Origin of the sequence: Methylotetracoccus oryzae (genome assembly GCF_006175985.1) — a bacterium.
Lineage (GTDB): Bacteria > Pseudomonadota > Gammaproteobacteria > Methylococcales > Methylococcaceae > Methylotetracoccus > Methylotetracoccus oryzae.
In genome coordinates this window covers 1-17,614 of sequence record NZ_SRSH01000013.1, presented here as the reverse complement: position 1 = coordinate 17,614, position 17,614 = coordinate 1, and the positions used below count along the sequence as shown (strand labels likewise).

Below are 17,614 nucleotides of genomic sequence, written 5' to 3'. Positions count from 1 at the left end.
ATGACCGATTTTGCCATCGTTTACCGCTTGGGGGCGGGTACTGATCAGCGTCCATCGGCACCAGCCGCAGACCGCACGCCACTCAATACCGTTGCCGAAATCCGTTGTGCGACGCTTCCGGCGCTCCTGTCCCAGTCACGGTGCCCGTCATGTGGTTGGGTTTACCTTAATCCTGACCTTGGCATTTTCAGTCAATGCGTGCAGGCCCGCCCAGCCCTTTGGGGTTTCTCTTCGCCGGCGCCGTCCATTGGCTTCGCACGGGGTGGCGAACTGCGTTTTCGATCGACGCGGTCGGTATCCATCGACTGAGCTGCCGCGGCCAGCCTCATTATACAAGATGCTTTTCCGAATAGAGGAACGACATAGTGCTTAACGTCAAGAGAGTGGCTCTGAACACCGGTGTAATGTATGTGTATTTGATCATAAATACACTGGTGGTTCTCTATACCTCACGAGTCACACTGCAGGCGCTGGGATTCGTCGATTTCGGTATTTTCAGCGTCGTCGGTGGCGTGGTCCTGCTCCTCAAGTTTCTGCAGACGACCATGACGGGTTCGGTGCAAAGGTACCTCAACGTCGAAATGGCTCAGAACAGGCCAGAAGGCGTCAGGAATGTATTCAATGTTGCCTTCTCGATCCATCTGGCTATTTCTTTTTTGGTCTTCGTGATAGGTGAAACGGCTGGCTTCTGGTTTCTTAGGACTTACCTCGTCATTCCTCCCGAGCGACTGGTGGCCGCGGAGTGGGTCTTGCATTTCACTATCTTGACGTTTATCTGCACCGTGATGACCGTTCCATGTTCCGGTATTTTCAGTGCCCGGGAAAACATGATCGGAACAGCGCTCATCAATCTCGTAGCGACCTTCGGCAAGCTTGCCGCAGCGATTGCACTGCTGTCAACGCAGCACGACAAACTGCAACTCTATGCTGTCCTGGTCTTCGCAATCTCGGCAGCGACACTCCTGGTCAACTATATCGTCTGCTGGATTTTCTACAAAGAGAGCCGCTTTCGCATCGTCAGGCAGAAAAAGCTCTATCGCGAACTGGCCGGGTTTGCCAGCTGGAACGTGATAGAAAATCTGGCCACCATCGCTAAGACTCAGGGTACGAGCATTCTGTTCAACACCTTTTTTGGACCCGCCGTGAATGCGGCAAACGGAATTGCGACCCAGATCAATGGCCAGGTTCGGACGTTTTCGAGCATGATCAATACGGCTTCGAACCCGCAGATCGTCAAGACCTACGCGAGCAACGACAGGGTCTCGATGTACAAGCTGGTATTTCAGGCTACGAAGATCAGCTTCTTCCTGATGTTCACGATGTGTCTCCCACTGTTGTTCGAGATGGACTTGATTCTGCGCCTATGGCTTACGCGGGTTCCGCAGTACACATCAGAGTTCTCCCGTCTGATACTTATCGATGCGCTGTTCGTCGTGCTGTCGTCGACCTTGTTGACCGTCGCGAGAGCGACCGGAAAGATCGCGAAGATACAGGTGATTGTCGGGGGTATGCTGCTCCTTAATATTCCCATCGCGTATCTGCTGTTGAAGCAGGGAATGCCGCCTTACTCCGTCTTTTTTGTCAGTATCGGATTGTCGTTGATGGGCTTGATTGCTCGCATGGTGCTGCTCAGAAAACGCGCCGGATTCAGTGTCCGGGCATTCTCCGGACGTGTTCTGGTCAGGCTCGCGTTTCTCGTCATGATGACGGTGGTCCCGGTGATCGCTTTCAACCTTTACGTCCCGGATCGGCAGGCCCAGCTTATCGCCAACCTGGCCGGGGCGCCGCTGTGGTCGGTGCTGGTGATGTGGTTCCTCGTTTTTCAGCCGGGCGAGCGCCGCTATGTGATCGCCGGGATCGGGAAGGTGCTGGCCAAAGTGACCGGGAAAGGGCGCCGGCGCGCGAAGAAGACGCCGAGTGACGAATCGGAACCGGAAGGCTGAGGGTGTGCGTCGGGCCTGTCCGATCGCACTGAGCCCCTGATCGGGGCCGGCTGGGCTGTCCGGTCGGTACTACTTGATGACCACGGGCGTCCATTTACGGGGAGGATCCTGGAAATAGGCCTGGTAGGCGTCCTTGAACCGACTGAAATAGCGGGTGGTCGGCTTGCCTTGTTCGGTTTCTGCATCGACCCGGTAAAGGGTCCGTCCTTCGATGGGGTTGACGACGATGGCCAGAGCTTTGCCGTCCCTGACGTCCAGCAGGTGGAAGAATTCCTGGTCGAAGTCTTCGAGTCGGACCAGTGCCTTGCTCTTGATGTAGTCGTCGAGTTTCATAGGTACCTGCCCCATCAGTGGCTTATGGTCGGTTATATCACAGCGGACGGTCGTCCGGACTTCAGGGTCTCCTACCGATAATGTGACTTGGGCGGGCGTCGAGTCGTCGCGATGTGCCGAAAGCCGCTCCCGGCAGGCGGTGAGGGGCTCCCCTATGGCCGCGATTTACGCTGTGCCGACGCCCGGGTGCCGGGCGAGCATCGCGCAGGCCTCGCAGCAAAGCGATTTCCAGCCAGGTGTTGGCAAAGCAGGTCATGGCGATCGAACGTGCTCCCGACAGGTTGGTCCAGCGTTACGGACGACGATCCTCGGCGAAGGCGCCAGTGCCTCGTGCCTCTAAGGTATCATCCCCGGCCGTGCGGGACCTAGCCCACAGGCGGGTGCGCACGGTTAACGGATCAAACAATCGCGACGGACAAGATATTCGGTGACGAACCGGGAATATTGGGTACATCAGGCGCAGCAAGCCGTCCGCTGGGCGCGTGACCTCCTCGCGCGTGTGCCATTCTCCCGCTTGCGGCCGTTCTGGCTGGCGCTGCATCGGGGGCTGGCATTGAGCGTGGGCGTCCTGTTCGTCGTGATGGGCTTGACCGGCAGTCTGAACGTCTTTCACAACGAGTTCGACCGCTGGCTGAACCCGCGACTGACGGTCAGCGAATCTGGCGCACGGTATCGTTCGGCGGATGAACTGCTGGCGGCGGTCCAGGCGGCTCACCCGCGACGCTTCGGCAGTTGGACCCTGGTCATGCCGGAACGGCCGGACGGCGTGGTCACCGTCTGGTTCGAAAAGCCGGCGGAGACCTATGACGAGTTCTATGCGCCCCTGATGGTTTCGGTCAACCCGTACACGGCCGAGGTTGTTGCCAGCCGGTTCTGGGGAGACACGGTGATGACCTGGATCCTGAAACTGCACGAGGAACTGTTCATGGGGCGCTTCGGCCGCACCGTCGTCGGCTGTGTAGCCGCGCTGTTGCTGGTCTCCCTCGCCACCGGCCTGACATTGTGGTGGCCGGGCCGTGGACGCGTGCGACAATCCCTCAGGATCACGTTGCCGCCCGCCCATTCCAGCCGCCTGCTGTTCGAGATCCATCGCGCGGCCGGTGTTTACGGGGCGTTGATCCTCTTCATGGTGGCCCTGTCGGGGCTGCATCTGGTCTTTCCGGAATGGCTGGAGTCGGCTTTCAGATCGTCCAGTGCGATGGGGGACATCCACGATCGACTCGACGTCAAGAGCGAGGCGATACCCAACAGCGATCCGGTTTCCCTCGGTGCGGCGTTGCTGATCGCTCGCGGGCTCTTCCCGAAAAGCCCGGTGCAGCGGTTGATCACGCCAGACACCTCCACCGGTTCGCACCAGATCTGGTTCGGAACGCCCGGCCAGGCTTCGGCAGCAGGCACGGCGGCCATCGTCTGCGTTGACCAGTTCAGCGGCCATATCCTGCACGTGGAGCGCGTCACCCCGCGACCGGCAGGTGACGCTTTTCTGAACTTCATTCGCGCGCTGCACACCGGGCAGGTGCTGGGCACGCCGGGACGCCTGCTGTGGAGTCTTGCCGGCTGGGTGCCCCTGGTGTTGTATGTCACCGGGATCCGGCGCCGGCGCCTGAGGCGAGCCTCGCAGCGACTCTAGCGTCGCGAAGGAGACTGGTCGGGGCACGAGGGCGGCCCGCGATCAATCGTTGAGGCTATGCGCAATCTGCATGCCCACGAGCCGCGCGACGAGGATGGCCACGTACATCTGACCCACGATCGCCTCGACGTAAGACAGCGTGCCGGCCACATGACTGTTCGGCAGAATCTCGCCGTAACCGACGGTCGACAGTGTGATGAAGCTGAAATATACGTAGGCGGCGATCCGCGGGACGCCGTCGCATTGCGGGGAGCCGCAATGATAGGAGTCGGGTGCGACCTGTTCGATCAGGAAGTGGACCGCGGCAAACGCAGTGCCAATCAACATGTAAACGCTGACGGCACCGTACAACAGGTTTGCCGTGACGCGATTCCGTTTCGAAAAAACGTCGCGTGCCAGCAGCCAGGTCACCAGCGACAGGAACCCGGTGATCGACGACAGAAACGTGATCAGCAGCCATCCGGCTGCATCGTGGCGCATCTCCGTCGCAATGCCGGATGAAACCATGATGACGAGCATCGCGGCGGTCAACAGGATTTGCGACCGCCGTTTGTAGGTCGCCAGCGTGCCGGTGATCAACACGGCGGCCATAATCGCCTTTTCGATCATGCGACCGGCCGGCCACACGGTGATGATCGGATAGGCCAGCGTCAACAAGATCAGCGCCAGCAACAGATAGGGGTAATAGGCCTCCCCGCTGGGAATCGGCGGCAGGCGGCGTCGCGGCCTCACCGGACCCGGTGCGGTGTTTTCCGTTCGTTCGGGCGGCGCGGTGCTCATCGCCCCGTTCCGGAGGGTGGCGCGGCGGGGCGTTCGCGGCTGTCCTGCTCGCGGATCGCCGTCGCCACGTCGCGGCTGAATTTCAGCAGGGTGCGGTTCATGGCGGCGACGGTCGTCGGATAGGCGTCGTCGACCGGCCACTCCGCATAGCTAACATCGCGGCTGAGCAGTTCTGTCTGCCCGTCCGCCGTCAGCAGGCTCCAGCGCACGACGAATTCGGTCTCGCCGCCGAGCGTCCGGTCGAAGCGCTTGATGTCGGCAACGATCTGATAGGCGATCGGCGTGGCCCGCTTCCAGGGAAAAATCACGACTTTGCGACCCCCCAGGTTTTGGGAGACGGTATCCGCGATCACCTGTACCGCGTTGTCCTTCAGCGGCTCGGCCCAGCGCTCGAACTCTGCCAGATCGAGTTCGTTCTGCCCTGAGCGTGTGACGATCTGCGGCCGGTCGAGATAGCCAGGGAACTGCACCGGCCCGAGCCCGATGCCAGCAGCCCCCGCCGGCGCAGCCTGCGCTGGCTTGCCCGATCGCACTGGCCCCGCCAGGACGTAGAAGCGCGGTTCTGGACTGGTGCACCCGCCCGTGACGAGCGCCACGGCGACGAGCGCGAGTGCCAAACGATGCCGTGTCTTCATTTCTTTGCTCCGTGTCCGCCCTTGCCGTACAGCAGGGATTCCGGGTGGCGTTCCAGATAATCCGTCAAGGTCCGGATCGAGCGGGCCGCCACCGCCAGTTCTTCCAGCGCGTTGCCGATATCGACGGCCATGGGGGCATTCGGTTCGATCTGCTCCAGCACCTTGACCGCGCTGCCCAGACTCTTCTCGACGCTGCCGGTCAGACTGGCGATTTTCGCATCGGCCGTTTTCATCAACTGCCGCGAATCCTTGAGTGCCGCGTCCAGTGAGCGGATGGTTTCGCGCCACTCCGGTGCATTCGTCAGGCGATTCGTTCCTTGCACGGTTCCGAGCAATTCCTGCCCGATCTTGTCCAGCGGCAGCTTTTTGAGGTTCGCGACGATCTCGGTGACGCTCTTTTCAAGCTCCGCCGCGACCGACGGCAAGGTCGGAATCTCAGGATACTTCCCGCCGTACTTCAACTGGGCGGGCGCCTGATCGGGATAGAAGTCTACGTCGACGTAGAGCTGCCCGGTCAGCAGATTGCCGGTCTTCAGCCGGGCCCGGAGGCCGTGGTCTATCAGCGCCTCCATGGCGGGACGCCGGCCGTGGGCGATATCGGCGGCATGGTCGGCGATGAACTTCTTGACCTCGGCTTCCGCACCGTAGGGCACGAGCCGCTCCGGATCGAACTCGACGATGACCGGGATGCGGACCCTGTGTGCGTCGAGGTCGAGATCGAACTTGATGTCCGTGACAGTGCCGATCCGAATGCCGCGTATTTCCACGGGTGCTCCCACGCTCAGGCCGCGCACCGAGTCGTCGAAATACAGCAGGTAAGGGTGGCGCATCGTATAGGAACCTTCGGCGATGCTCGAAAAGTCCTTGTGCAGCCAGAAGTGAGCGCCGGCCGCGCTGGGTTCACTGGCCGGATCGTTCAAGTTCCCGGTTTCGAAGGTGATCCCGCCGCCGAGCAGGGTCGTCAGCGACCCCACCTTCAGGCTGACACCCTGCGCGCCCAGCGACAGGTCGATCGCATTGAGCCGCCAGAAATGCGTATGTTCGCGGACCAGTTGATCGTAGGGCGCATCGATGAAGATTTCGGCTTGCACGCGTTGGTGGTCTTCCGACAGGCGGACATCGACGACCTGTCCGACCTGGATGTCCCGGAAGTAGATCGGCGTGCCGTACTTGAGGGCACCTGCGGTATCGCTGTCCAGGGTGAAGCTCTTGCCGGGGGTTTCGGCGCTGATTCGCGGCGGCTGTTCGAGCCCGGTGAAGCTGCGTCGCGATTTGCCCTCGGCGAACTCGACGCCGATGTAGTTTCCGGCCATCAATGTGTCGAGTCCCGAGACGCCGCTCAGCCCCAACTGCGGCTTCACGATCCAGAAGGCCGTGCGCTCGCCGAGATGGTTTGCGACGTGCTTTTCCATCTTGGCGGTGACAATCACCTGGCTCAGATCCTGGCTGAGCACGATGGTCTCGATCAGTCCGACCTGGATGTCCTTGTACTTGATCTTGCTCTTTCCCGCTTCCAGCCCCGGCGCCTCCTTGAAGGCAATGCGGATCGTCGGTCCCTGTTCGCTCAGCGTCCGATAGGCCAGCCATCCACCGAGCACCAGGGCCACGAGCGGGATCAGCCAGACCAGAGAAAGACCCCGGGTCGTCTCTACCGGGGCTTCCGGAAAGTCGTCTTCCGGCAGATCGCCTTCCGCCGTGCTCCGGGTCCGTTGCGATTCGTCACTCATTCGATTCTTCCTGGCAGTCCCAGATCAAGCGTGGATCGAAGCTCATCGCCGCGAGCATGGTCGTCACGACCACGCCGCCGAAGGCGACCGCACCTGGGCCGGCTTCTATCGTCGCCAACGCGCCGAGCTGGACCAGCGTGACGAGGATGGCGATCACGAAAATGTCGATCATCGACCAACGGCCCACGGCCTCGGTCAGGCGATACAGAACGGTGCGCTCGCGCGGCCGCCACTGCGAGCGCCGCTGCACGGAGATCAACAGATACACCAGCACCAACAGCTTGAGTACCGGAACCGTGATGCTGGCAAAGAACACCAGCAGGGCGAGCGGCCACATGCCGCCGATCAGGAGTTCCTTCACGCCGCTGAGGATCGTGTCGGGCTCGCCGCGGCCGGACATCACGACCGTCATGATCGGGAGCAGGTTGGCCGGAATGTAGAGAATGGCGGCCGTCAGCGTCAGCGCCCAGGTGCGCGCCAGACTGTCGGGTTTGCGGGCGTGCAGCGGCGTCCCGCAACGCGGGCAGCGCTCCGCGTGGCCGAGGGCACCCGGAGCCGGCCGGGAGACCTTGCGGCAGCTGTGGCACACGAGCAGGCCCTGGCTGCGGGCGGTGAGAAGACCCGGTGTCACGCGTGGTGTTCCAGCTTTTCCCATACGGCCTGGTCATCGAGGGAGGCATCGGTCGCGGCCATCGTCACGATCATCGCGGCGAACGCAAACAGTGCCGGACCGGCTTGTATGGTGGCCAGATCGGCGAGTTTCACGATGGCCACCAGAATGCCCAGCATGAACACCTCGGCCATGGCCCAGGGGTGCGTGATTTCGACCAGGCGAAAGACGAAGACTGCACCCGGCACCCTGCGGCTCATCCGGAGAGGACCGAGCACGCACAGGACCGAGAGGATTCTGAACAAGGGCGCCGCGATGGTCACGACGAATACCAGCGCGGCCACTTCCCAGTAGCCCTGTTCGTACAATTGATGCACGCTCGACAGGATTTCGCCGGACTGCGCGCGCCCCGCGATGTTGAGGCGGAGCAGCGGGTAGACGTTGGCCAGCACGAACAACACCGTGCTGGTCAGGGCGAGGGCCAGCGGGTACTCGAGTCCGTGTCGCTTCCGCTCGGCCAGCAGCGCCCCGCAGCGTGCGCAGCTGGCCCGTTCGCCTGGGGCGAGGCGCGGCGCCCGGTAGACCGCGTCGCAGTCCAGACACGCCACGACGGACAGCTCGGCCAGCGTCGTGGCGGGGGTTCGGTGCTGCGCGTGGGAAGGGGCTGGAACAGGGTTTGGCACGGCGCCTCAGTTCAACCGGTTCTTGACGAGGCGTCCGCCCTGGATGATCGCGGAGAGATGCCGGCCCTGATGCCGCAGCAGATCGATGTCGAGCAGGGGATTGCCGTCGACGACCAGCAGGTCGGCAAGTGCTCCGGTGCGGATCACGCCCAGTTCGCCCTCCATCTGCAGGACTGCAGCCCCGTTCACCGTTGCCTGGCAGATCACCTCGAAGTTCGAGAGGACCCGCGAGCGCAGCGCGAACTCGTCGCTCTGCCGCACATGCAGCGGTCCCAGCAGGTCGGAGCCATAGGCCATCGTGACGCCGGCCGCCTTGAACCGTTCCAGCGAGGCGAGTCCGGCGCTGCGGACGGTTTCGATCTTCGCGACGCTGTCGGGCGGGAAGCCGAGTGCTGCGCCCTGTTCGGCCAGTGCGTCGTAGGTGACCAGCGTCGGCACCACGAAGCTTCCGTGCTCCGCCATCAGTGCGGCCGTCTCGGCGTCCACCAGATTGCCGTGCTCGATGGTGCGGATGCCGGCTTCGACGGCGCGGCGAATCGACGCGGCGGTGTAGGCATGTGCGCAGACGTAGGTGCCGGCGGCCGCAGCCTCCTCGACGATGGCGCGCAGTTCCGGCATCGAGAAACCGAGGAAATGAATCGGGTCGGTCGGCGAGGCGATGCCGCCGGAAGCCATGATTTTGATCTGGCGCGCACCGGCCTTGATCTCCTGACGAACGGCCCGCCGGCAGTCGTCGACCCCGTCGACGACCCGTCCCAATACGCCGAGGCGCCGGCAGCAGGCGCAGCCTTCCGCCTCCCGTTCATCCCAGCGTCCGCGGAAATCGGCATGTCCGCCGGTTTGCGACAAGGCCCGCCCGGCGATGAACAGCCGCGGTCCGGGGATCAGCCCGGTTTCGATCGCAACGGCCAGTCCATGGTCGGCGCCGCCGACGTCGCGGACGGTCGTGAAGCCGCGTTCCAGCATGCCGGACAGAATCGGCATGGCCTGATAGGCGAGCAGCGTGTGCGACAGACGCGCATTGGCTCCGAGATCAAGCAGGGTTGCCGTAACGTGGACATGGCAATCGATCAGGCCCGGCATCAGCGTCCTGCCGCCGAGGTCGAGGACGGTTGCGCCGGCGGCCTTGAGCGGGCCCGGCGCGACCTCGCGGATGCGGTCGCCTTCCACCACCACGTCGCAGCCTTCACGCCGCTCGGGAAGGGTGGCATCCAGTACCGCGGCGTTGCGCAGGATCAGATACATCGGAAAATGTCCCGATGCCGCAGTGGCATGAGCCCCGTCCGCTGGCGTGGTTGCTGCGTCCCCCCGACTCGCATGCGTCAATCCGGATGCAGCAGGCTGATCACGGCGAAGGCCGCGCCCTGGCGGTCCTGCAGCACACAGAATCGTCCGACACCGGGAATGTCGCGCGGCTCGACGCAGACGGACCCGCCGAGTTCCGCGGCCAGGCCGGCGGTCTCGTCGCAATCGGCCACTGCGAAATAGGCCAGCCAGTGCGGCGGGATCAGTCCCCATTCGGGCTGCAACTGCAACATCCCGCCAGCGGCGTGGTCGCCGTTCACGAACTCGGTGTAGGGCACGTCACCTGCGTCGCTGTGGCTTGCCTGCCAGCCGAACAGGCGCGTGTAGAAGGCTTCGGCGCCTGCGGCGTCGTGGGTCTGCAATTCGTGCCAGCACGGCGCGCCGGGCTCGTTGACCAGCGTGGCCCCGACGTGTTTGCCGGGTTGCCACAGGCCGACGATGCCGCCCGTCGGATCACGGATCACCGCCAGACGTCCGGCATCCCCCACGTCGTGAGGGGGACTCAGCAAGGTCGCGCCGAGCTCGACCGCTAGCGTGGCCGTCCCATCCGCATCGGACACCGAGATGTGTGAGGCCCAATGCGGCGGGATGTGCTTGCCCAGTGCGTCCGGTCCCAGTTCGTGCAGTGCGCAGAGTTCGAAGTCTCCGTGCCGGCACACAGTGTAGGTCATGCCGGGCGTCACCGGCCGCTCATCGAATTCCCATCCGAATAACTCGGCATAGAACGCCCGGGCGTCGATGAGATCCGAAGTGGCCAGGTCGACCCAGCAGAAGGTGCCTGGCGGGTAGGATGTCATGACAGTCATCGGGATCTCCGGAACGCGGTTCGTTGGCTTGGCGCAGCGCTTGGGTGTTTGCCGCTTCGCCTGATTCTATCAGGCCCGCCGCGACATCCGCCCACGCCGCATCGAAAAGCGTCGTTCGCGAACAGGCGACCCTCGCGGGCCGGGGGTGCCGCTATCGCTGATCGGACGGCGTAAAGCCTACCCAGGGGGAAGGAAAATCCGTGCCGCACCGAATTGCGATCGCCGTCAGGGTACCCGCGCGATCAAGCGCAAAGGCGCGCCGCTGCCGCCGGCGATCTTCATCGGCAGCCCGACGACCCAGGCTCCGGTGGCCGGCATACCGTCCAGTCCGGCGACGTTTTCGAAGATGGGGATGCCGGCCCGGGCGAGAACCTGATGGCTCTCGAACAAGGTCGACTGTCCGTAGTCGATGCTCGCGGTGTCGAGGCCCACCGCCTTGATATGGCGCTGCTCGCTAAGCCAGCGCGCGCCGTCGGGACCGAGGCCGGGAAAGTGCAGCTTGGCGACGGCTGACGGGCCCTTTTCGGCAGTGCCGAGGTATTGCACGGCGTTCGGCCAAAACCGTCCGAAACCGGTGCGCAGCAGCACGATCGTATCCGGCGGGATCGGTCCGTGTTGCCTTTCGAAAGCGGTGAAGTCGTCGATTCCCACCTGATAGTCGCGATTGCCGGCGGCTTTGGCCGTCACGTCGACAACGACGGCTGGGCCGATGAAATGGTCGAGTGAAACGTGGTCGATGGTCGGGGCCCCGTCCGCGAAATGAATCGGCGCGTCGACGTGCGTTCCGCCGTGCTCGGCGGCACAGAACTGGTTGGCGCTGTAGTGGTAGCCCTTCTCGGTCGTGCCGTCGAACACCGTTTCGAGCTTGAAGCCCTCGGCCGTGGGCCAGTAAATCGTGTCCTTGCCGAAGGCGTGCGTGAGGTCGATCCAGTGCCCGCCTGACCCGGCCGGCCAGGGCGGTTGCGGTTGCGAGGCACACCCTCCCAGTACCAATGCCAGCCATAAGGGTCGGGCAATATGGTTAATACGCATGGCGGCTCCTCCTGATTTTCGCGCATGGTAATGCATTGCCCGGCGCTGCGACATGGTGCGGCTGGCCGGTTCACAAGCGCCGCGGACTTCGGCAAGATGGCGGGGTAAGTTCCCATATCGCCCGCTTCGGCCCGACGGGTGACACCAGTGCCCGACGGACAAGAAGAACAGATCGATGCCGGAACAGACCCTTGCGATTATCCTGGCCGGCGGCATGGGTCGGCGCTTGCACCCCCTGACCGCGGAACGCGCGAAGCCGGCGGTGCCTTTCGGCGGCAAGTACCGCATCATCGACTTCACGCTGTCGAACTGCCTGCACTCCGGGTTGCGCAAGTTGCTGGTCCTGACCCAGTACAAGTCGCATTCGCTGCAGAAGCATCTGCGCGACGGCTGGAGCATCTTCAATGCCGAGATCGGCGAGTTCATCACGCTGGTGCCGCCGCAGATGCGCACCGGGCAGTCCTGGTATTCCGGCACGGCGGATGCGATACGCCAGAACCTCTATCTGCTGGAGCGTTCCAACGCGGCCTGCGTCCTGATACTGGCCGGCGATCACATTTACCGGATGGATTATGCCGCGATGGTGCGTTTTCATCGGGAGCAGGGCGCCGACCTGACGATCGCGTGCATGCAGGTTCCGCTCCCAGAAGCCAGCGCATTCGGGATCATGTCCGTCGATGATCGGCACCGGGTGTGCTCGTTCGACGAAAAGCCCCAACACCCCGCGCCGTTGCCGGATGATCCGTCGCAGGCGCTTGCGTCCATGGGGATCTATGTATTCTCGACCGAGGTGCTGTGCCGCGAACTACGCGCCGACGATGGCCCGTCCGATGCGCGCCATGACTTCGGCAGCGATCTGATTCCGGACCTGATCCGGACGCATCGTGTCTGCGCCTACCGGTTCGGCGGCGCATTGGGCCGCGTGATCCCCGACCGTTACTGGCGCGACGTCGGAACCATCGAGTCGTACTATGCCGCCAACATGGACCTGCTCGCGCCACTCCCGCCCATGAATCTGTACCAGCCGGACTGGCCGATCCGGACCTACCACGGCCAGCATCCGCCGGCCCGCATCAGTCAGGGCGCGTCGGGTCGGGAGGGGCGATTGGTGAACTCGTTGCTGAGCAGCGGCACGGTGATCTGTGGCGGTTCCGTGGTGCGGTCGATCCTGTTTTCCCGCATTCAGGTCGACGAGGACGCCGTGATCGAGGACTCGATCCTGTTCGACGGCGTGCAGGTTGGCGCCGGCGCGCGACTGCGCCGCTGTATCGTGGACAAACACGTGCAGATTCCGCCGGGTGAGCGCATCGGTCACGATCCGGCGGCCGATGCGGCACGCTTCACCGTCTCGGAATCGGGCATCGTCGTGGTGCCGAGGGACTACCGGTTCGATTGAGCCAGCGGTGCGGATGGTCGACCGACCCGCTAGTCTTTGGGGCGAAGCGGATCACTGAGTGGATGAGGACGCCATGACGAAGAAGCGCGAACCCCTGTGGCAACTGATGGGCCTGCTGTTCCGTGCCCATCCCTGGCACGGCGTGCCGATCGGCGAGGACGCACCGCGCGTGCTGACGGCTTACATCGAGATCGTGCCCAGCGACACCGTGAAGTACGAACTCGACAAGGCCAGCGGTCTGCTGAAGATCGACCGCCCGCAGCAGTTCTCCAACGTTTGCCCCTCGCATTACGGGCTGGTGCCCCAGACCTACTGCGGTGAGCACGTCGCCGAGCGCCTGCGCCTGCGCACCGGCAGGACCGGGTTCGTCGGCGATGGCGACCCCCTCGACATTTGCGTGCTGACCGAGAAGGTGATCCCGCACGGCGATATCCTGCTGCGCGCGATTCCGATCGGCGGGCTCAGCATGATCGACGGCGACGAAGCGGACGACAAGATTCTCGCGGTGATGGAAGGTGACGCCTCGTACGGTGCCTGGCGGGATGTCGAGGATTGTCCGGCGGCCTTGATCGAGCGGCTGCGGCATTACTTCCTGACCTACAAGAACGTGCCGCACGAGCAGCCGGCCAAGGTCGAGATCACCGAGGTCTATGGCCGCGACGAGGCCCTCGCCGTCATCGAGGCGAGCCACCAGGATTATCTGGCCCGGTTCTCCGACATCGAAGGCTTGCTGACCGCCGCGCTGCGCGGCTGAGCCCTGCCGTTTTCCTCAGGGGAGCGGAGCGGGCGTCCGGCGCGATCATGACCGAATTCCAAATCCCGATCTTCCTGCCAACGACACACCTCGCCGAGCGGACACCGATGCCGAATCGTCCTTTTGAAGTTTTGTTGCTGACGTCCGCGTTGGCGATCGGCTCGACGAGCCGCGCCGAGACCGCCTTCTATCGGGGGACGATAGGCGAAGGCATCGGCCTCACGGTCACAGCGGGCACAGCCGCCGAAGATTCTGGCGCCGTTCGCTACGACGCCAGCGGCTCGCACGACTTGTCCTTGCAGATCATCCCCAAGCCGCCAGCCGGCTTCGAATGGAAGGAAACGCTGTACGCGCGCGACGGCGACGCCAAACACACCGGGACGTTTAGCGGGAGCCTGTCCGCAGACGGCAAGCAGGCCCGGGGCAACTGGCGGACGCCGGATGGGAAGAAGAACCTGCCGTTCGTGCTGGAACGCGTCGCCACGCTGCCGGAAATCCGTAGTCCCGACGTCGATGTCTCGGTGCGCTACCCGCAGTTCGACGCTCCGCATTTCGGCAAGCTGAACGCGCGCCTGGCCGGGGAGGCTCGCCAGCATCTGCGCGCCGATACCGAGTGGGTGCTGGGTGTGCGCAAGGAAGTGCAGGCGGTGCGGACACCGCCGGCCACCGCCGAGGATCTGGCGCGGATCAGCCGCGGCCGGTCTTGCGACATCGAGTTCGCGCGTCCGGAACTCGTCAGCCTGCTGTGCAGTGAATACGAATACGCGGGCGGCGCGCATCCCAATACCGAGTTTTCGACGCAGAACTATGCTATTGCTCCGGATGGCGCTGCCCGGCCCATCGCGCTTTGGGATATCCTGCAGCAGAAACCGGGCGCGGTCGATCAGGTGTCGAAGGGTCTGATCGACGATCTGAGGCGTCAGCGGGCCTCGTTCGTCCGGGACGGCAGCATCAAGGATTTCCGCAAGGAACTGACGCAGGGGCAATTCCCCTTCGTCGTCGTGCCCGCCGGGCTGGCTTTCGAGTTTGCGCCCTACGCGGTCGGGCCTTACTCGGACGGGGCCTTTCGGGTCGTGCTTCCGAACCGGCAGCTCACCCCGTTGTTTCGCCGCGACGGTCCGCTGGCCGAGCGCGCCGCGAGTCGCTGAGCGCACCGGCGCCGGTCGTCGCGGTGCCGGCCGATAGCCCCGAATTGATCCGAACCGATACCCACTGATGTTCTTCCGACAACTCGAATACCTGGTCACGCTGGCGCGGGAAAAGCACTTCGCGCGTGCGGCGGCGGCCTGCCATGTTTCCCAGCCAGCCTTGTCCACGGCGATCCGCCATCTGGAGGAAGAACTCGGCGTCACCATCGTCAAGCGTGGCCGCCGATTCCTGGGCTTCACGCCGGAGGGTGAGCGCCTGCTGGCCTGGGCGCGCCATAGCCTGGCGGCGTTATCCGGGCTGCGCCAGGAGGCCTCGGCGGCGCTGCACCACCTGACCGGCCTGCTGCGGGCGGGCACCGTGCCGACCGCCGCGGCCGTGATGTCCCTGCTGACGCGGGCCTGCCGCGAGGCCCATCCGGATCTCACGCACAGCATCCAGTCGCTGTCGAGTCTGGAGATCCTGCGCCGGCTGGAGGAATACGAACTCGACGTCGGCCTGATGTACCTGGACGACATCGATACCGAGGGCTTTCGCGTGCTGCCGCTGTATCACGAGCGCTACATGCTGCTGGCGCCCGAGGATGCCCGCAAGGCCTACTGTGCCGAGGTCAACTGGAAGGACATCGCGGGGTTGCCGCTGTGCCTGCTGACCCCGAACATGCAGAACCGGCAGATCGTCAACAGCGCCTTCCGGCGGGCGGCGGTCCAGCCCTACGTCGTCGTCGAAACCGACTCGATGACGGCGCTGCTGGCTCAGGTGCGCCATGCGGGCTTACACAGCATCGTGCCGCACAGCCTGCTGGGCCTGGCCGTACCGCCGCAGGGGCTGGCCATGGTGCCGCTGGCCCCCGAGTTCACACGGCGCATTGGCCTGATCACGACCCAGCAGGAGCCGCCGGCCCCGCTGCCGGCCGCGATCTGGGCCATTGCCGAGGGCCTGGACCTGCAAAGCCGCTTCGAGCCGGCTGCCCCCGAGGAGGTTTGGGCGACGCCTTGATCCCCATCTGCTTGGCGACCGATGCCGCTGGGCTTACGCTTGCCGTGTGACGCGATGCGAGCCCGGTCGACATCGTCGATTCCCACTGAGAGCCCACGATGATGAGTAACGGCATGCGCCCGGTCCATCCGGGTGAAATTCTGCGCGAGGACTTCCTTGTAGCACTGGGCCTGACCGAGCACGCGCTGGCAATGGCCTTACGGTTGCCGGCGACGCGCATCCACGCTATCGTCAAGGAACATCGTGCGATTACGCCGGATACCGCGCTGCGCCTGGCGCGATACTTTGGTGGCGATGCCCGCTCGTGGATGGCATTGTAGGCCGAATTCGACCTGCGCAAGACGGAGATGGAATCCACCATCGAGCAGGACGTGACGCCGAGCGAGGCGGCGTGACCGGCTAACGACCGGGTAGGCGCAGCTGGCTTGATCCTGGGCGGGCCAGCCCATCCAACCAAGCGACTGGACACGCTGGCACGTTTTCTCACTACCCGTTGGCAATCATTCCGCCCCCGCTGTTGCAGGAGCGAACCGGGGAACCGAGACACGCCGTGAATACCTCCCTGTAGGCTCGGCTGCGGGGTCCCTCCCGCAGACGGTCTCGTTCCCCGGTTCCGCTCCCTGCTCAGCTGAGCCGGTCCAGCGGGCTGGCAATGGCCAGTCGCGCAAGTGCTTCGGTAGCTCGGACGCGTTACCGAGGCCCTCCTGTTGACCGCTTTTTCGCAGGACGCCAGCCAGACGACCGGGGGTGTTTCTTCGGCCCCCGGGCAAGGAATGCCAATGTGTCAGAGAACCTTGACCAGCGCGGCGACCACTCCGATTGCGACCACCATCAGCGACCCCAGCTTGATTGTCATCCGTTGTTCCAACTGGACCAGCTTCGCGTCCAATCGATCCTCGAGCACCTTCAGATCGTTTCGTAGATGTTGCAGGTCGTCTCGGGTTGCCAGTTCTGCCGAGTGCGTCTCGAACACTTCCGCCAGTGCCGAGGCTTCCGCTTCCGCATGTTCGTTCGGCACGCCGGCCGCCTTCAACCGGTTGGCGAACTTCAGGGTATCGAATGTCAGCGTGGCCATGTCTCATTCACTGGGTTGGAAGCGTTCGGGCAGTCTACCACGGCCGATCAGAGCCATTCTCGGCCGCAGGCGCTGAACCGGCGCGCCTTGATCGCTTACACCGCACGCAGTGCAGGAGCGGACCGGGGAACCGAGACACGCCGTGAATACATCCCTGTAGGCTCGGCTGCGGGGTCCCTCCCGCAGACGGTCTTGTTCCCCGGTTCCGCTCCCGTCGCTGTGAACAGTCATGCCTGCAGTACTCGGAGCAGGCTTATAAGCGACGCGGTTCTTGACCCCGCATTGCCCATGAGCGCGTATCTCGGTGCCGTGGCGCCCGTCGGTAAGCTTCGGTTGACGAGGAAAGACGAGGAATTCTGGTAGCGGGGGCTGACAGCTCAATCCGACAGGTCGTTTGTGGTACGTTAAAGACGATCACTTCATGACGGGAGGCGGCGCCTTCCGCGCTTGGCAACAAGCCGCTCCCCGCCAACGGCCGGATGACAATCTATCTGAAGGTTATGCCAACCATCTGCATTTTCTACGGCATCGCAATTCAGATGTTCTGGAATGAGCATGCTCCGCCCCAACTCATGCACTCTACGGTGAATACGAGGCACTCATCGATATCCAGAAGCTGGAAGTCATGCGGGGTGCTCGGTAGCGTCCGTCAAGGTGGTGTAATTTTCGGGGGCGAACTCCGGCTCAGATGAGTTCTTCAGTCTGCAGTCAGTCCGGGTAATGGGTCCATCCCGACGCTGTGCTCTGTCATGGTGTGTTG

At 63.7% G+C, this 17,614-nt stretch carries 16 protein-coding genes and 1 pseudogene; 7 read left to right on the top strand and 10 right to left on the bottom strand.

Going from position 1 to position 17,614, the window contains the following annotated elements; translation table 11 throughout:
• The first annotated feature begins 365 nt into the window (after positions 1 to 365).
• Positions 366 to 1,943: an MATE family efflux transporter gene (locus BWR02_RS13705; protein ID WP_139558455.1), complete on the top strand. Its 1,578-nt coding sequence runs from the start codon at positions 366 to 368 to the stop codon at positions 1,941 to 1,943.
• A gap of 69 nt (positions 1,944 to 2,012) precedes the next feature.
• Here the strand turns inward: BWR02_RS13705 and BWR02_RS13700 are convergent, their stop codons facing one another.
• Positions 2,013 to 2,276 (bottom strand): hypothetical protein, encoded by a 264-nt coding sequence (locus tag BWR02_RS13700; RefSeq protein ID WP_139558454.1) that lies wholly within the window; start codon positions 2,274 to 2,276, stop codon positions 2,013 to 2,015.
• A gap of 427 nt (positions 2,277 to 2,703) precedes the next feature.
• On the opposite strand from BWR02_RS13700, the gene BWR02_RS13695 reads away from it, so the two are divergent.
• Positions 2,704 to 3,906, top strand: coding sequence for a PepSY-associated TM helix domain-containing protein (locus BWR02_RS13695; RefSeq protein WP_162560152.1), 1,203 nt, complete (start codon positions 2,704 to 2,706; stop codon positions 3,904 to 3,906).
• Between the two features lie 42 nt (positions 3,907 to 3,948).
• Here BWR02_RS13695 and BWR02_RS13690 read toward each other — a convergent pair whose 3' ends face one another.
• From BWR02_RS13690 to BWR02_RS13655, 8 genes are all read right to left on the bottom strand, one after another.
• Positions 3,949 to 4,686 carry an ion channel gene (locus tag BWR02_RS13690; protein WP_139558450.1) on the bottom strand — a complete coding sequence of 246 codons (738 nt, stop codon included), beginning with the start codon at positions 4,684 to 4,686 and terminating at the stop codon, positions 3,949 to 3,951.
• Positions 4,683 to 5,303, bottom strand: a complete 621-nt coding sequence (locus BWR02_RS13685; protein ID WP_236102238.1) for a PqiC family protein — start codon at positions 5,301 to 5,303, stop codon at positions 4,683 to 4,685. Before BWR02_RS13685 ends, BWR02_RS13690 begins: the two co-directional genes overlap by 4 nt.
• A gap of 14 nt (positions 5,304 to 5,317) precedes the next feature.
• Positions 5,318 to 7,048, bottom strand: coding sequence for a PqiB family protein (locus tag BWR02_RS13680; protein ID WP_139558446.1), 1,731 nt, complete (start codon positions 7,046 to 7,048; stop codon positions 5,318 to 5,320).
• On the bottom strand, positions 7,041 to 7,679 hold the full coding sequence (locus BWR02_RS13675) for a paraquat-inducible protein A (RefSeq protein WP_236102236.1): 639 nt from the start codon (positions 7,677 to 7,679) through the stop codon (positions 7,041 to 7,043). Before BWR02_RS13675 ends, BWR02_RS13680 begins: the two co-directional genes overlap by 8 nt.
• Positions 7,676 to 8,341 (bottom strand): paraquat-inducible protein A, encoded by a 666-nt coding sequence (locus BWR02_RS13670; protein WP_139558442.1) that lies wholly within the window; start codon positions 8,339 to 8,341, stop codon positions 7,676 to 7,678. Before BWR02_RS13670 ends, BWR02_RS13675 begins: the two co-directional genes overlap by 4 nt.
• Before the next feature lie 6 nt (positions 8,342 to 8,347).
• A complete protein-coding gene (locus tag BWR02_RS13665) occupies positions 8,348 to 9,586 on the bottom strand; it encodes a metal-dependent hydrolase family protein (RefSeq protein ID WP_139558441.1) in 1,239 nt (412 codons plus the stop codon).
• A gap of 77 nt (positions 9,587 to 9,663) precedes the next feature.
• Complete coding sequence (locus BWR02_RS13660; protein ID WP_139558439.1) at positions 9,664 to 10,452, bottom strand: VOC family protein; 789 nt, start codon at positions 10,450 to 10,452, stop codon at positions 9,664 to 9,666.
• 225 nt (positions 10,453 to 10,677) lie between these two features.
• Positions 10,678 to 11,484, bottom strand: coding sequence for a cyclase family protein (locus BWR02_RS13655; RefSeq protein WP_139558437.1), 807 nt, complete (start codon positions 11,482 to 11,484; stop codon positions 10,678 to 10,680).
• Between the two features lie 172 nt (positions 11,485 to 11,656).
• Here BWR02_RS13655 and glgC point away from each other — a divergent pair.
• From glgC to BWR02_RS13630, 5 genes and pseudogenes are all read left to right on the top strand, one after another.
• Positions 11,657 to 12,880, top strand: a pseudogene (gene glgC, locus BWR02_RS13650) (glucose-1-phosphate adenylyltransferase); the annotation flags it as partial.
• Positions 12,881 to 12,953: 73 nt separating this feature from the next.
• Positions 12,954 to 13,634: an inorganic pyrophosphatase gene (locus tag BWR02_RS13645; RefSeq protein WP_139558433.1), complete on the top strand. Its 681-nt coding sequence runs from the start codon at positions 12,954 to 12,956 to the stop codon at positions 13,632 to 13,634.
• Positions 13,635 to 13,681: 47 nt separating this feature from the next.
• Positions 13,682 to 14,782: a PdaC/RsiV family protein gene (locus BWR02_RS13640; RefSeq protein ID WP_139558431.1), complete on the top strand. Its 1,101-nt coding sequence runs from the start codon at positions 13,682 to 13,684 to the stop codon at positions 14,780 to 14,782.
• Between the two features lie 67 nt (positions 14,783 to 14,849).
• The gene (locus BWR02_RS13635; protein ID WP_129882784.1) at positions 14,850 to 15,779 is read left to right on the top strand and encodes a LysR family transcriptional regulator; all 930 of its coding nucleotides are present in this window, start codon (positions 14,850 to 14,852) and stop codon (positions 15,777 to 15,779) included.
• 101 nt (positions 15,780 to 15,880) lie between these two features.
• Positions 15,881 to 16,099, top strand: a complete 219-nt coding sequence (locus tag BWR02_RS13630; RefSeq protein WP_139558609.1) for a HigA family addiction module antitoxin — start codon at positions 15,881 to 15,883, stop codon at positions 16,097 to 16,099.
• Positions 16,100 to 16,563: 464 nt separating this feature from the next.
• Here the strand turns inward: BWR02_RS13630 and BWR02_RS13625 are convergent, their stop codons facing one another.
• Complete coding sequence (locus BWR02_RS13625; protein WP_139558429.1) at positions 16,564 to 16,854, bottom strand: DUF1640 domain-containing protein; 291 nt, start codon at positions 16,852 to 16,854, stop codon at positions 16,564 to 16,566.
• Between the last annotated feature and the right edge of the window lie 760 nt (positions 16,855 to 17,614).

Excerpts from the sequence above, each read along its gene's own strand:
- BWR02_RS13700 (WP_139558454.1), bottom strand. The coding sequence starts at position 2,276 with ATGAAACTCGACGACTACATCAAGAGCAAGGCACTGGTCCGACTCGAA.
- BWR02_RS13690 (WP_139558450.1), bottom strand. The coding sequence starts at position 4,686 with ATGAGCACCGCGCCGCCCGAACGAACGGAAAACACCGCACCGGGTCCG.
- BWR02_RS13680 (WP_139558446.1), bottom strand. The coding sequence starts at position 7,048 with ATGAGTGACGAATCGCAACGGACCCGGAGCACGGCGGAAGGCGATCTG.
- BWR02_RS13665 (WP_139558441.1), bottom strand. The coding sequence starts at position 9,586 with ATGTATCTGATCCTGCGCAACGCCGCGGTACTGGATGCCACCCTTCCC.
- BWR02_RS13660 (WP_139558439.1), bottom strand. The coding sequence starts at position 10,452 with ATGACTGTCATGACATCCTACCCGCCAGGCACCTTCTGCTGGGTCGAC.
- BWR02_RS13655 (WP_139558437.1), bottom strand. The coding sequence starts at position 11,484 with ATGCGTATTAACCATATTGCCCGACCCTTATGGCTGGCATTGGTACTG.
- BWR02_RS13645 (WP_139558433.1), top strand. The coding sequence starts at position 12,954 with ATGACGAAGAAGCGCGAACCCCTGTGGCAACTGATGGGCCTGCTGTTC.
- BWR02_RS13640 (WP_139558431.1), top strand. The coding sequence starts at position 13,682 with ATGACCGAATTCCAAATCCCGATCTTCCTGCCAACGACACACCTCGCC.
- BWR02_RS13635 (WP_129882784.1), top strand. The coding sequence starts at position 14,850 with ATGTTCTTCCGACAACTCGAATACCTGGTCACGCTGGCGCGGGAAAAG.
- BWR02_RS13630 (WP_139558609.1), top strand. The coding sequence starts at position 15,881 with ATGAGTAACGGCATGCGCCCGGTCCATCCGGGTGAAATTCTGCGCGAG.
- BWR02_RS13625 (WP_139558429.1), bottom strand. The coding sequence starts at position 16,854 with ATGGCCACGCTGACATTCGATACCCTGAAGTTCGCCAACCGGTTGAAG.